Annotated in this window: 12 protein-coding genes and 5 tRNA genes; all 17 read right to left on the bottom strand. The window is 55.9% G+C overall.

Annotated elements, in window-relative coordinates; translation table 11 throughout:
- Positions 1 to 61 precede the first annotated feature (61 nt).
- Complete coding sequence (gene rpoB, locus ASQ50_RS14605; protein WP_058092382.1) at positions 62 to 4138, bottom strand: DNA-directed RNA polymerase subunit beta; 4077 nt, start codon at positions 4136 to 4138, stop codon at positions 62 to 64.
- 242 nt (positions 4139 to 4380) lie between these two features.
- Positions 4381 to 4755, bottom strand: coding sequence for a 50S ribosomal protein L7/L12 (gene rplL, locus ASQ50_RS14600; protein ID WP_058092377.1), 375 nt, complete (start codon positions 4753 to 4755; stop codon positions 4381 to 4383).
- Positions 4756 to 4794: 39 nt separating this feature from the next.
- Entirely contained in the window at positions 4795 to 5325 is a 531-nt protein-coding gene (rplJ, locus tag ASQ50_RS14595) for a 50S ribosomal protein L10 (protein WP_058092378.1), read from the bottom strand.
- Positions 5326 to 5537: 212 nt separating this feature from the next.
- Positions 5538 to 6236, bottom strand: coding sequence for a 50S ribosomal protein L1 (gene rplA, locus ASQ50_RS14590; protein WP_058092379.1), 699 nt, complete (start codon positions 6234 to 6236; stop codon positions 5538 to 5540).
- Between the two features lies 1 nt (position 6237).
- Positions 6238 to 6669, bottom strand: coding sequence for a 50S ribosomal protein L11 (gene rplK, locus ASQ50_RS14585; protein WP_058092380.1), 432 nt, complete (start codon positions 6667 to 6669; stop codon positions 6238 to 6240).
- Between the two features lie 119 nt (positions 6670 to 6788).
- Complete coding sequence (gene nusG, locus ASQ50_RS14580) at positions 6789 to 7322, bottom strand: transcription termination/antitermination protein NusG (protein ID WP_058092381.1); 534 nt, start codon at positions 7320 to 7322, stop codon at positions 6789 to 6791.
- 12 nt (positions 7323 to 7334) lie between these two features.
- Complete coding sequence (gene secE, locus ASQ50_RS14575; RefSeq protein ID WP_058092383.1) at positions 7335 to 7703, bottom strand: preprotein translocase subunit SecE; 369 nt, start codon at positions 7701 to 7703, stop codon at positions 7335 to 7337.
- A 33-nt stretch (positions 7704 to 7736) separates the two neighbouring features.
- Positions 7737 to 7812, bottom strand: a tRNA-Trp gene (locus ASQ50_RS14570).
- A 44-nt stretch (positions 7813 to 7856) separates the two neighbouring features.
- Entirely contained in the window at positions 7857 to 9053 is a 1197-nt protein-coding gene (gene tuf, locus ASQ50_RS14565; protein ID WP_068351550.1) for an elongation factor Tu, read from the bottom strand.
- Positions 9054 to 9103: 50 nt separating this feature from the next.
- Positions 9104 to 9179: transfer RNA gene (locus ASQ50_RS14560), tRNA-Thr, on the bottom strand.
- A 13-nt stretch (positions 9180 to 9192) separates the two neighbouring features.
- Positions 9193 to 9267: transfer RNA gene (locus ASQ50_RS14555), tRNA-Gly, on the bottom strand.
- A 10-nt stretch (positions 9268 to 9277) separates the two neighbouring features.
- A tRNA-Tyr gene (locus ASQ50_RS14550) sits at positions 9278 to 9361 on the bottom strand.
- Positions 9362 to 9401: 40 nt separating this feature from the next.
- Positions 9402 to 9477: transfer RNA gene (locus ASQ50_RS14545), tRNA-Thr, on the bottom strand.
- A gap of 31 nt (positions 9478 to 9508) precedes the next feature.
- Positions 9509 to 10147: a hypothetical protein gene (locus ASQ50_RS14540; protein ID WP_058092606.1), complete on the bottom strand. Its 639-nt coding sequence runs from the start codon at positions 10145 to 10147 to the stop codon at positions 9509 to 9511.
- Complete coding sequence (locus ASQ50_RS14535) at positions 10144 to 10878, bottom strand: type III pantothenate kinase (RefSeq protein ID WP_058092607.1); 735 nt, start codon at positions 10876 to 10878, stop codon at positions 10144 to 10146. Before ASQ50_RS14535 ends, ASQ50_RS14540 begins: the two co-directional genes overlap by 4 nt.
- Positions 10875 to 11840: a biotin--[acetyl-CoA-carboxylase] ligase gene (locus ASQ50_RS14530; RefSeq protein WP_058092608.1), complete on the bottom strand. Its 966-nt coding sequence runs from the start codon at positions 11838 to 11840 to the stop codon at positions 10875 to 10877. Before ASQ50_RS14530 ends, ASQ50_RS14535 begins: the two co-directional genes overlap by 4 nt.
- A gap of 114 nt (positions 11841 to 11954) precedes the next feature.
- Positions 11955 to 14354: a DUF6160 family protein gene (locus tag ASQ50_RS14525; RefSeq protein ID WP_227513182.1), complete on the bottom strand. Its 2400-nt coding sequence runs from the start codon at positions 14352 to 14354 to the stop codon at positions 11955 to 11957.
- Positions 14355 to 14363 lie beyond the last annotated feature (9 nt).

Below are 14363 nucleotides of genomic sequence, written 5' to 3'. Positions count from 1 at the left end.
ATGGCGTTAATCTCGGGCGGGCACACGAGGTGCCCGCTCACGCTGCCAAAAACAATTCGGCTCACTCGGATTCCAGCTCGATGTCGATACCCAACGAGCGGATTTCCTTGACGAGAACGTTGAAGGATTCGGGCATGCCCGGCTCCATACGATGATCACCATCGACAATGTTCTTGTACATCTTGGTCCGACCGTTGACGTCATCAGACTTGACGGTAAGCATTTCCTGCAGGGTATAGGCGGCACCGTATGCCTCCAGAGCCCAGACTTCCATCTCACCGAAACGCTGACCACCGAACTGAGCCTTACCACCCAGCGGCTGCTGGGTTACCAGGCTGTAAGAGCCGGTGGAACGAGCGTGCATCTTGTCATCGATCAAGTGGTTGAGCTTGAGCATGTACATGTAGCCCACCGTCACCGGACGGTCAAATGCATCACCGGTGCGGCCGTCGTACAGCTTGACCTGACCACTGGTATCCATATCGGCCAGCTCAAGCATACGCTTGACCTCGGCTTCCTTGGCACCGTCAAAGACCGGCGTGGCCATCGGGACACCGTCACGCAGGTTACCGCACAGCTCCAGGATTTCCTTGTCGCTCAGGCTGTCGAGATCAACCTTGGTCACTTCGTCTGAGTGGTTGTAGATCTCATCCAGCAGCTTGCGCAGTTCAGCCACTTTACGCTGCTCTTCCAGCATCCGGCTGATCTTTTCACCCAGCCCCTTGGCGGCTGCGCCCAGGTGGGTCTCCAGAACCTGGCCAACGTTCATCCGCGAAGGAACACCCAGCGGGTTGAGCACGATATCAACGGTGGTGCCGTTTTCATCGTAAGGCATGTCCTCGATCGGCATTACCGCAGAGATAACACCTTTGTTACCGTGACGACCGGCCATCTTGTCACCCGGCTGGATGCGACGCTTGATAGCCAGGTAAACCTTGACGATTTTCAGCACGCCCGGAGCAAGGTCATCACCCTGCTGCAGCTTGCCTTTCTTGTCGTCGAAGCGGGCTTCGTGCTCTTTCTTGCGATCTTCCAGACCCTGCTCGGATTTCTCCAGAAGTTCGTTCAGAGCTTCGTCTTTCATGCGCAGCTTGAACCAGTCCGGACGCGGCAGATCAGCCAGATAGGCTTCATCAAGCTTCGCGCCTTTCTTAAGACCCGGGCCACTGATCACTTCCTGGCCGTTGAGTGCCGCCGTCAGACGCTCATAGGTAGCGCCTTCGACAATGCGGTACTCGTCTTTCAGATCTTTACGGTACTGATCGAGCTGCTCTTTCTCGATGGACTGAGCGCGGGCATCTTTTTCGATACCGTCACGGGTGAATACCTGAACATCGATAACCGTTCCGCGGGTGCCGGTCGGAACACGCTGAGAGGTATCTTTAACGTCAGAGGCCTTTTCACCAAAGATCGCACGCAGCAGCTTCTCTTCCGGTGTCAGCTGGGTTTCACCTTTCGGCGTGACCTTACCCACCAGAATGTCGCCCGGGCCCACTTCCGCACCGATGTAGACAATACCGGACTCATCCAGCTTGGACAGCGCACTTTCACCAACGTTCGGAATATCCGCAGTGATTTCTTCGCTACCCAGCTTGGTGTCACGAGCCACACAGGTCAGTTCCTGAATGTGGATCGTGGTCAGCCGGTCTTCCTGAACCACCTTTTCGGAGATCAGGATGGAGTCCTCGAAGTTGTAACCGTTCCAGGGCATGAACGCGATGCGCATGTTCTGGCCCAGCGCCAGCTCACCCAGATCCACTGAGGGACCATCTGCCAGCACGTCGCCACGGGCAATCACATCGCCCTGACGCACGATGGAGCGCTGGTTGATACAGGTGTTCTGGTTAGACCGGGTGTACTTGGTGAGGTTGTAGATATCCACACCTGCATCACCGGCCTCGGTTTCTTCGTTGTTGACGCGCACCACGATACGGGCCGCATCCACGCTTTCAATCACACCGCCACGACGGGCGGTTACGCACACGCCGGAATCCTGGGCAACGGTGCGCTCTACACCGGTGCCGACCAGCGGAACCTGTGATTTCAGCGTCGGAACCGCCTGACGCTGCATGTTCGCACCCATCAGGGCCCGGTTAGCATCATCGTGCTCAAGGAACGGGATCAGAGACGCCGCCACCGATACAACCTGGCGCGGAGATACGTCCATGAAGTTAACCGCTTCCGGCGGAGCAACGGTAAATTCATTCTGGTGACGCACGGTAACCAGCTCATCGGTCAGACGCTTACCATCATCGGTAGCCGCACTGGCCTGAGCGATCACATAGTTGCTCTCTTCAATCGCAGACAGATACACCAGTTCATCGGTCACCACGCCCTCAACCACTCTCCGGTACGGACTTTCCAGGAAGCCGTAGGAGTTGGCACGGGCATAGGTTGCCAGCGAGTTGATCAGGCCGATGTTCGGGCCTTCCGGAGTCTCGATAGGACACACACGGCCGTAATGGGTCGGGTGAACGTCCCGAACCTCAAAGCCGGCACGCTCACGGGTCAGACCGCCCGGCCCCAACGCAGAGATACGACGCTTGTGAGTCACCTCAGACAGCGGGTTGTTCTGGTCCATAAACTGGGACAGCTGGCTGGAACCAAAGAACTCCTTGACTGCGGCCGCAACAGGCTTGGCGTTGATCAGGTCCTGAGGCATCAGGCCTTCGCTTTCAGCCAGGCTCAAACGCTCGCGAACCGCACGCTCAACCCGCACCAGGCCGACCCGGAACTGGTTTTCCGCCATCTCGCCAACACAGCGAACCCGACGGTTGCCCAGGTTGTCGATATCATCCACCTGGCCCTGGCCGTTACGAATGGCAATCAGGGTCTTCAGTACGTCGATGATATCGTCGTGGGTCAACGTGCCTTCACCGGTGCTCTCGTCACGACCAAGGCGACGGTTGAGCTTCATCCGGCCAACGCCGGACAGGTCATAGCGCTCCTCGGAGAAGAACAGGTTGTTGAACAGGTTCTCCGCTGATTCCTTGGTGGGCGGCTCGCCCGGGCGCATCATGCGGTAGATTTCAACCAACGCTTCCAACGGAGTGCGGGTCGGGTCGATACGCAGGGTATCCGACATGAACGGACCACAATCCAGATCGTTGGTATACAGAGTTTCGATATCCGTAACACCAGCGCCGAGAATCTTGGTGACGACCTCTTCGGTCAGCTCGGTGTTGCATTCCACCAGCACTTCGCCGGTAGACTGATCGATCATGTCCTTGGCAAGAACGCGGCCGTAAAGGTACTCAGTGGGAACTTCCAGCTCGGTAATGCCGGCCTTTTCCAACTGCTTGATGTGGCGCGCCGTAATACGACGGCCTTCTTCAGCAATGACGTTGCCTTCCTTATCTTTGATGTCAAAGGTCGCAATGTCACCACGCAGCCGGCTGGGCACCAGCTCAAGTTTGCAGACTTCTTCACCCAGAGCAAACTTACTGGTTTCGAAGAACATGTCGAGCATCTGCTCAGAGGTGTAACCCAGAGCGCGCAGGAGGATCGACGCAGGCAGCTTGCGACGACGATCGATACGAACGAACACGGAGTCCTTCGGATCGAATTCGAAGTCAAGCCAGGAACCACGGTAAGGAATCACTCGGGCCGAATACAACAGTTTGCCGGAGGAGTGAGTCTTGCCTTTGTCGTGATCAAAGAAGACGCCAGGCGAACGGTGCAGCTGGGAAACAATAACACGCTCAGTACCGTTAACCACAAAGGTACCGTTTTCAGTCATCAGGGGCATCTCGCCCATGTAGACTTCTTGCTCTTTAATGTCCTTGATCGCCTTGTTGGACGATTCCTTGTCATAAATGATCAAGCGGACTTTCACCCGCAGCGGCGCGGCGTAAGTAACGCCCCTGAGCTGACATTCCTTGACGTCGAACACTGGCTCGCCGATTCGATAGCTCACATACTCGAGCGCGGCGTTGCCAGAGTAACTGACAATCGGGAATACGGATTTGAACGCTGCGTGAAGACCGGTTTCCCGGCGGTCTTCAGGAGCGGCTTCCATTTGCAGGAAGTCCCGGAACGAATCCAGCTGAATAGACAGCAAATAGGGGACGTCCATCACGGAAGGCAATTTACTAAAATCTTTGCGAATCCGCTTTTTCTCAGTGTAGGAGTAAGTCATCTGCATTCCCCAGCTTTAGACCTGATACCTGGTATCAAGAAGCACTCAAATGTTCTGCTTCGGGGCCGAATTGCTCGGCTTATCGCGCCGTCTTGAACAAGACTCTGGCTGTAGGTTATAGATCTGACCTTGACCTATAAAAGCAAACCAGACTCTATAGCATATACAACAGAAAAAGGCCGGTGGCACAGAGCCACCAGCCTGTCCATGCTTAACGCACGGTGTCGATCAATAACCGACGATTACTTAAGCTCAACAGAAGCGCCTGCTTCCTCAAGCTTCTTCTTGGCTTCTTCAGCCTCGGCCTTGCTTGCGCCTTCCTTAACAGTAGAAGGAGCACCGTCAACCATTTCCTTCGCTTCTTTCAGGCCCAGGCCTGTCAGTTCGCGAACGGCTTTGATGACGTTAACTTTCTTTTCGCCAGGACCGGTCAGAACCACGTCGAACTCGGTCTGCTCTTCAGCAGCTTCGCCAGCAGCGGCAGCGGCAGGTGCAGCAGCAACGGCAGCGGCGGCAGAAACGTTGAATTTCTCTTCCATAGCTTCAACGAGCTCAACAACTTCCATTACGCTCATTTCAGCAATTGCATTCAAAATATCGTCTTTAGACAGAGCCATGACTTTCTCCGAAAATGTAAAAAATGGTGTTCAACAGAATCAAGCAGCGTCTTGCTTCTGGTCGCGGACTGCAGCTACAACACGTGTGATCCTGCCCGGTATATCGTTCAGGGTACGTGCAAGCTTGGTAACTGGTGCCTGTGTCACAATGGCCAGCTTGGTCAACGCTTCGTGCAGCGTCGGCAGCGTGGCCAGGCGATCGATCTGTTCTGCGCCCATCAGCTCACCGCCGACAGCCAGACCTTTGATCTCAAACGCCTCTTTCTCTTTGGCAAAATCCTTCAGCAGGCGCGCAGCGGCACCAGGATCTTCCATAGAGAAAGCCAGAATGGTCGGGCCAACCAGCGCCGGATCGATGCACTCAAACTCGGTACCTTTGATAGCAATCTTCGCCAGGTTGTTACGAACAACCTTCAGGCGAACATTCTCGGCACGAGCTTTGGCACGAAGGGCAGTCATGTCACCGGAGGTGACACCACGGTAGTCAGCCAAAACCACAGACAGAGCAGTTCCAGCAGTCTCGTTGACTTCAGCGACGATCGCCTTCTTGTCTTCGAGTCTAATTGCCACTGGATTTCTCCTCGATTTCGCCAGCGTTATGCCGGCAAACCCATCATTGTCCTCTACGAGGACGCCTAACGGTGTTTGGGTTCAGAGAGAACGTCTTCACACCGTCTGCGCAGGCGTTGCTTTAACCCTTGCAGCCCTTGTTACCAAGGGCTTCGGGGGCCTGCGGTCTTTGACAGCCTTGGCTTCCGCCCAGACTACAAAGTAACTACCAATCAGAGACTCAGAGTACCCTGATCAATAGTCAGGCCAGGACCCATCGTAGAAGAGATGGTGATCTTTTTCAGATACACACCCTTGGACGATGCAGGCTTGGCCTTTTTCAGGTCTGCCACCAGAGCTTCAAGGTTTTCCTTGATGTTCTGGGCAGAGAATTCAACGTTACCCAGCGGAGCGTGGATAATGCCGTTTTTGTCAGTACGGTAACGAACCTGACCCGCTTTGGCGTTCTTAACCGCGGTCTCAACATCAGCGGTTACGGTGCCAACCTTCGGGTTCGGCATCAGGCCACGGGGACCGAGGATCTGGCCCAACTGGCCAACAACACGCATGGCATCCGGAGTGGCGATAACCACGTCGAAGTCCATGTTGCCTTTCTTGACTTCATCAGCCAGGTCGTCCATGCCTACGATGTCGGCACCGGCCGCGGTCGCTTTCTCGGCATTGGCGCCCTGGGTGAACACAGCCACGCGTACAGATTTACCGGTACCGTGCGGCAGAACCGTGCTGCTACGCACAACCTGGTCGGATTTACGTGCATCAACGCCCAGGTTAACCGCTACGTCTACAGACTCTTTGAACTTCACGTTCTGGCCCAGTTCGGCCAGCAGCGCAACCGCTTCGTCTACAGAGTAGGCGCGGGTGGAGTCGACTTTTTCACGAATCAGCTTTTGACGCTTGCTCAGCTTAGCCATCTTACAGACCCTCCACGTTCAGGCCCATGCTGCGGGCAGTACCAGCGATGGTGCGAACGGCTGCTTCCATATCGGCAGCAGTCATGTCCGGCTCTTTGGTCTTGGCGATTTCTTCCAGCTGAGCACGGGTAACCGTACCCACTTTGTCAGTGTTCGGACGACCAGAACCGCTCTTGATGCCAGCAGCCTTCTTCAGCAGGACCGGCGCAGGCGGGGTCTTGGTGATGAATGTGAAGCTGCGGTCGCTGTAAACGGTGATAACAGTCGGAATAGGCAGACCAGGTTCCATGCCCTGAGTCTTGGCGTTGAACGCCTTACAGAATTCCATGATATTGACACCACGCTGACCCAGCGCAGGACCAACGGGGGGACTCGGGTTGGCCTGACCGGCAGCAACCTGAAGCTTAATATAGGCTTCAATCTTCTTTGCCATGATAGATCTCCTGTGGGTTCAAACGCCTTTCGGCTCCCCGTTTTTTCACAACTGCGTTAAGCAGACACAAAAAGCCCGCGTCGCCACAGCGCGCGAGCTTTCAATTTTCAAAGCCGCCGTCAGTCCTTTTCGACCTGCCCGAACTCCAGCTCAACAGGAGTAGAACGACCAAAAATGAGCACGGCAACTTTCACTCGACTCTTCTCGTAGTCGACTTCCTCTACCACACCATTGAAGTCCGCAAACGGACCTTCAACAACGCGAACAATCTCGCCTGGCTCGAACAGCGTCTTGGGCTTGGGCTTGTCCGCACCGCTTTCAACCCGACGCAGAATAGCTTCAGCCTCGCGCTCGGTAATCGGAGCCGGCTTGTCTTTGGTACCGCCAATAAAGCCCAGTACCCGAGGCGTATTTTTGACAAGATGCCACGACGCGTCGTCCATTTCCATCTGGACCAATACGTAGCCGGGATAGAACTTGCGCTCACTCTTGCGCTTCTTCCCGTCCCGCATTTCGACCACTTCTTCAGTCGGAACCAGGATTTCGCCGAACTTGTCTTCCATCTGCTCGAGCGCTACACGCTCTTTAAGAGTGCGCATTACATGCTTCTCGAAGCCAGAATACGCATGAACGACGTACCAGCGCTTAGCCATTGCCCACTCCCGTTAACCGATAAATCCGGCGACCAGCCAACTGATCAGCGAATCCATGCCCCACAAAATAAGCGCCACTACCAGAACAAACACAACCACAATGATGGTGGTCTGAATCAACTCTGGCCTGGTCGGCCAGACGACTTTCCGGATCTCGACACGCGCCTCTTTTAACAGAGCGGCAAAACGCCGCCCCCGCTCGGTTTGCAACGCCACAAACGCAGCCACCAAGCCAAGCGCAACAAGAGCCAGAACCCGATATAGCACGGACTCGGCACTGAAGTACTGATTACCGACGACACCGACGGCAATCAAAACGAAAACAACCAGCCATTTCACGGTATCGAAACGGCCGGCTGACTGAACGGCTTTTGACTCCATAGGAATCAACTTATGTATCCGGATGTTGAAAAATGGCAGGCCAGGAGGGAATCGAACCCCCAACCTGCGGTTTTGGAGACCGCTGCTCTGCCAATTGAGCTACTGGCCTGCACCGAAACAACTCAGCGCAACAAACAACGAGCAACCCGAAGGTTACTCGATGATCTTGGAGACCACGCCGGCACCAACGGTACGGCCGCCTTCACGAATCGCGAAGCGCAGACCATCTTCCATGGCGATCGGAGCGATCAGGGTAACAGTCATTTTCACGTTGTCACCCGGCATTACCATTTCAACGCCTTCCGGCAGTTCACAAGAACCAGTTACATCAGTAGTCCGGAAGTAGAACTGCGGACGGTAGCCCTTGAAGAACGGAGTATGACGACCACCTTCTTCTTTGGACAGTACGTACACTTCACACTCGAACTTGGTGTGCGGCTTGATGGAGCCCGGTACACACAGAACCTGACCACGCTCAACGTCGTCACGCTTGGTACCACGCAGCAGAACACCAACGTTCTCACCGGCACGACCTTCGTCCAGCAGCTTGCGGAACATCTCAACACCAGTACAGGTGGTCTTGGTGGTGTCGCGGATACCCACGATTTCCACTTCGTCACCTACCTTGATGATGCCGCGCTCTACACGACCGGTAACTACGGTACCACGACCAGAGATGGAGAATACGTCCTCAATCGGCATCAGGAACGGCTGATCAATCGCACGCTCCGGCTCAGGGATGTAGTCGTCCAGGGCCTCTACCAGCTTCTTAACAGCGGTAGTACCCATCTCGTTGTCGTCTTTACCTTCCAGAGCCATCAGCGCAGAACCGGTGATGATCGGAGTGTCGTCACCCGGGAAGTCGTACTGGCTCAGCAGGTCACGAACTTCCATCTCGACCAGCTCCAGCAGCTCTTCATCGTCTACCATGTCCGCTTTGTTCAGGAACACAACGATGAACGGTACACCTACCTGACGGGACAGCAGGATGTGCTCACGAGTCTGCGGCATGGGGCCGTCAGCGGCGGAGCAAACCAGGATAGCGCCGTCCATCTGGGCAGCACCAGTGATCATGTTCTTCACATAATCCGCGTGGCCCGGGCAGTCTACGTGCGCGTAGTGACGGGTCGGAGAATCGTACTCAACGTGAGAGGTCGCAATGGTGATACCACGCGCACGCTCTTCCGGTGCGTTATCGATCTGATCGAAAGCACGGCTCTCACCTGTACCCCATACTTCGTGACACACACGAGTCAGGGCGGCTGTCAGAGTGGTCTTACCATGGTCAACGTGACCAATGGTGCCCACGTTTACGTGCGGCTTGTTACGCTCAAACTTTGCTTTAGACATTCGACCAATCTCCCTAATCAACCAGGATCGTAACGTTGACCGGATAAAAATGGAGCTCATGACCGGAATTGAACCGGTGACCTCATCCTTACCAAGGATGTGCTCTACCGACTGAGCTACATGAGCATTGAAACCAAATTGGAGCGGGCAGTGGGAATCGAACCCACGTCATCAGCTTGGAAGGCTGAGGTAATAGCCACTATACGATGCCCGCGAGCAATTAGTGGTGGAGGGGGCAGGATTCGAACCTGCGAAGCTTTCGCGTCAGATTTACAGTCTGATCCCTTTGGCCACTCGGGAACCCCTCCCGTACAGATCTGCAACCGCAAACCTGCTCAAAACTTAAAGTGGAGCTGGCGGACGGAATCGAACCCCCGACCTGCTGATTACAAGTCAGCTGCTCTACCAACTGAGCTACGCCAGCTCACATTCGCCTGTTCAGCGAGGGCGGTATACTACGGATTTTTTTCTGGTGATGCAACACCTTCACAAGCGTAGATTTCAACGAAGTCGAAATTGCTGTGACTTTCCGCCTCAACCGCCTGAACCACCTCGGTTTCCCTTGCTGGTTCAACATCAAAAACGAGGGCGTATCCTATACGATTTCGGGGGAAGTTGACCAGCACAACATTGAGATTCTGTTGTTTTTTTTCCTCCAGCACAGACTCTGCCGCTGCCCTCGACTCAAACAGGCCGAGCGAGATGGCGTTTCGGTACTCGCCTTCTGTCACTACGTAAGACTCCACGCCACGGCTATAGAGATCGCGAAACTGGGATAGCGCCACGTCTCTGGGCTGCGGAGGGATCATCACCCAATTCAGGGGCGGCAGCTCCCGCTCTCGCTCCTCAATGCTGAAATGCTCGCCAACCCGTTCTGCAAATGCAGCGGCGTCCTCACGGGAGTCAAACCAACCGACCCTGACACACTCCGTAGAAGGTAGCGGAGCCTGCTCACTCGAATCGGACACTTTCAGGCTTGCAACCCGGGGCAAAACACCACCGGCTGACCGCTCATAGGAGACCTTCGGAATCAAGTCGGGGGCAAACCAGACAGCCAGGTTGACCAGCAACAACATCAGCGCAATCAGCCTCATGCCTGCGATTCCTGAAGATCGACGATTTCCAGCCCCTCAAGCACCAGACCGGGCCGATGCTCCGCCTGCAGACCCAAGGACAAAAATCGCCCTGCATCTCCGCCGGTCAAAACAACCCGGTCCAGCCCGAGGCGACCAACATCGCCAAGCAGACGCTGGACGAGACTCTCAGTGAGCCATGCGAGGCCATGATTTGCGCACTCTCCGGTAGACCGCCCCGGCGCAGCGTTGATCTGATCGTCGTATTCGAATCCAATGCGGGCGGCATCCAGTTTGAGGCTGCGTCGCATCATATGCAGCCCCGGCAGAATATACCCGCCCAGGTGCTGGCCGTGGCCATCGACATAGTCAATGGTGACAGCACTGCCGGCATCCACCACAGCAAAACTCCGCCGGGCGCCAACCCACGCGGCCACCATTGCATGCCATCGGTCAGCACCCATTTTGGCCACGTCCTGGTAGGAATTCCTAAGCCCGTCCCGGCTGACCTCTGCCCAGTGGTATCGAATCGGGGCAGAGGTAACGGTTGCCATGGCTTCTTCCAGGCGCAGCCGACTCTGTTCGGATGCCACGGTTGATACGGCAACACGATCTATTTTGGAGGCGTACGGTGTCAACTCAGCAAAAGTCACTGTTTTTTCGAGGGCTCCACCACCTTCATGGACGACGCCCTCATTGGATGTGAGGCGCCATTTTACCCGGCTGTTGCCACAGTCCAGCAAAAGAATCATGATCGAACCCGCAAGCTGATATCTCCGGCCCTGACGGGCACCAGCCCCTCAGGGGTATCAACCTGGTAGTTGCCCGCGGGGTCAATACCGGCACCCCGGCCCGTAACCCCGCCGTCTCTGGCCAACAGGTCCTTGTTGAAAAAGACATCCCGAGCCTGCCATTCATCCCTGAACGGGGCAAAGCCCAGACGTTCGAACTGTGCGACAATCTCTACAACCTCCGACACAATGGCGGCCGCCAGAGCATTTCGAGTCCAGACGACATCGGGCCATGCCTCGGCCAGGCTTATCCATGGCTGGTCAACCGTGTCAGCCTGTTTCATATGCACGTTAATTCCTATACCGGCAATCACCTGCACCTCTCCGTCCTGAAGCTCTCCCTGAATCTCAACCAGTATTCCGCCGAGCTTTCGGTCACCGTAGAACAGATCATTGGGCCACTTCAGACCGGCATCCGTTGCCCCAAATGTCGACAGAGCCCGACTGACCGCCACCCCCAACACCAGGCTCATACCATCGAGGGCAGAAAACCCGCCCTGAACACTCAACCCCAGGCTCAGGTAAAGGTTCTCTCCCTGTGGACTCACCCATTGCCGCCCCCGGCGGCCGCGACCTGCGGTCTGACTGTCCGCAATCACCACCGGCACGCCTTTCGCCCCCGAGGTCAACCGCCGTGCCACTTCCGCGTTGGTTGAGTCAACGGCATCCAGAACATCAAGGGCAATAATGTTTTGGAGGCACTCCGGCAGAGCTTTCCGAATACGGCCACCTGCCAGGAGGTCCAGTGCAGAGATGAGCTGATACCCTTGGCCGCGGATGGTTCTGATTTCCACGCCTTCGGCTTGCGCCTTGCGAACTTGCTTCCAGACCGCCGTTCGGGAAATACCGAGCGTTTGTGCCAGGGATTCGCCGGAATGAATTTGGCGATCTTCAAGCAGGGATAACAGTGAACTGGATTTCATGAGACAACTTCCGGAGGCGACATGGAACAGCCCGGATTAAACAACAGGACAGCCAAAAACACAAAAGGACAGTCGCGTTGACTGCCCCTCTGCCAGAACCGCAAACCACTGTATTCAGGGTATCGGTGTTGCGGTCAGGTTCGCACGGATATCGACATTCTGGAATTTCGCTCCATAGACAACCGTTTGAGCACCACCAACTGGATGGATCAGATCAATGTTATTGATCGAGAGTTCCTTGAAACGGGTGTCTGCCTTCACCGCAAAGCCAAGGGGGCGATTGGCAATGTCTCCCGGGCCTGGGTTGGCTACATACCGGTATCCAGCCGGCGAGCCGGGGCTCATGATCTTTTCATCACCACGGTTTCCCACTACGCCCTGTGCGTCAGGCCCATCTTCTTTTTTGGTTACCCTGGTCTGGTAGACATCCACCGACAGCTCGGTTCGAATCCCGAAGCGGTTGTCGTCAACGCCATCGCCGTCGAAGTCGCCGCCATCACTGGTATAGATGTCGTTAACCAATAACTTCATACCGGTGTTGTTTATCGGCCTTCCCTGACTGTCCACGGCGCGGTTACTCTCCCACATCAAGGCATTCTTCTTGTTGTCGCCCTCGGCACGAGCAAGAACCTGCACCATGTCGATGGTCACACCCTCACTACCCCGAGTCTCCCACTGCCCGCCGGCGGCCACACAGGCCCCCTCAGTACTACCCGAGCCCCCAACACAGACATCTCCGGCGCCTCCGGGCTTCACCAAAGCCGTGCTGCCTGTCTGATATTTTTGAATCCGTAAACGCCCCAGGCTGGCGCCATCGTCCTTGGTGCCCACCCGCACGTTGCCGATATCCATGGTGCTCCAGGACTCCCTGGAGCCAATGGCCAGCCCCTCTTCGGTTACATCCAGCGTCATATCCCGGACGTGACCGTCATAGCTCATTTCCGTCAGCCAGAGGCCCTTCTGAGCAATTTCGCCATTACCTTCATCATAGGGAGCCGCGATCACCGCTGCCTTACCTTCCCGAATCTGGATGTCAGAATTAATCGTGAGCCCCTCTCCCGAAGCGCCGCCGGCGCCCAGGGTGATATGTCCATCGAGTTCGAACTCATAGGCGGGATAAAATCCCAGCGCCAACAACAGCTCGGTACCGCCCTGAAGCGGCGCGTCATCACTACCAACTCTGAGTCCGTTGATACGATAACCCGCTTCCAGGCCTTCAAAGCCTATTCGCAGGCCATCGTAGAACCGTGTGTCATTACGCACTTCGTTGCGCGTGACATTGACGGTGACATCCCCCGATCCCCAGGATTGCAGACCGCTGAAGATCACACGGTTGCCATCTTCCGTGTAGCTCAGGTCCGCGAGGCGCAAACTCCACTCCGTGGCCATGCGAAGCCCCTGCGGGCCGGCGTCAGGGTGCCCGCCACCCTGGAGATACAGCTCATTGCGATAGGTTCGACCGTTGAACACCTGGTCTTCCAGTAAAAACGACAGATTCAGCGAACCAAAGCTTCGACCACTACTGCCTACCTCTACAGAGCCGATATTCAGATTACCCTGCAATCCACCAAGGGTCAGCGCGACCGCGGGCCGGCCGCGCCAGTCCTCTGAAACATCCAGGCGAAGATCGTGTATGCGATAGTCACCGGTGATATCCCGCAAAGCCAGACTATTGCCATCATCCAGATAGATGAACGACGCCGTGTGTATGGTCGTTTCATGATCCAGCCTTAACCCCTCACCCGACCGGCCACCGGCCCGGATGTCGGTCACCGAGGAAAGCTCGTAGTGACCCTGCAATCCACCGTAGCTTGGCAAGGGTAGCCCGGTGACAGAACTGTAACTTTGGCCGTAATTGCCCGGTTCGTTGCTGTAACGAATGGCGCCAACGCTCCAGTTACCGATCACCTCCGGGGAAACCAACTGTAGTGTGTCTCCCACAACATCCAGCGTAACCCCAAGAGCCTGGACATCCATGGTGATATCATCCAGAAAGACGCTGTTGCCATTGGTTCGGTATCCCAATCGCCCACCCGTCATGGTGTAGGCGCTGTCGAAAGTGTATCCACTGCCGCCCACGGCCCCACCTTGTCGAATACGCAGACTACCCTGCAGGGAATGGTCAAAGAATATCCCCCCCATACCCACACCGGGGGCTCCGGCCAGGCGTATATCTGAAAACTCAACCCTTCGATCTTCTACCAGATAATCAAGGTTCAGCGATGCATCGGCACCAACGTCTACCTTTACCCGATGGAACGCCCCTTCGTCATCTCCCCGGGAGGATCCCACGCGCATACCCTCGAGGTGCACACCCTGGCCGTCATCATAATAGGAGAGGCGGTCGGCGGAGAGGTTCAACTCCATCTCCAACGTGATCCCACTCTGTCCCTGAATCTGCGACAGCGCCACATCATCCAACCGCTCCATGGCAACCACAGGGTTAACAAACACAAGCACCATCGGTGCCAATAGAAGAAGACCTGGGAAGAGACGAGCATCTGTCATGGCCATTAGGTTTTT

Origin of the sequence: Marinobacter sp. LQ44 (assembly GCF_001447155.2) — a bacterium.
GTDB lineage: Bacteria > Pseudomonadota > Gammaproteobacteria > Pseudomonadales > Oleiphilaceae > Marinobacter.
The sequence above is the reverse complement of the archived record's forward strand: the minus strand, read 5'-3'. Positions and strand labels throughout refer to the sequence as shown.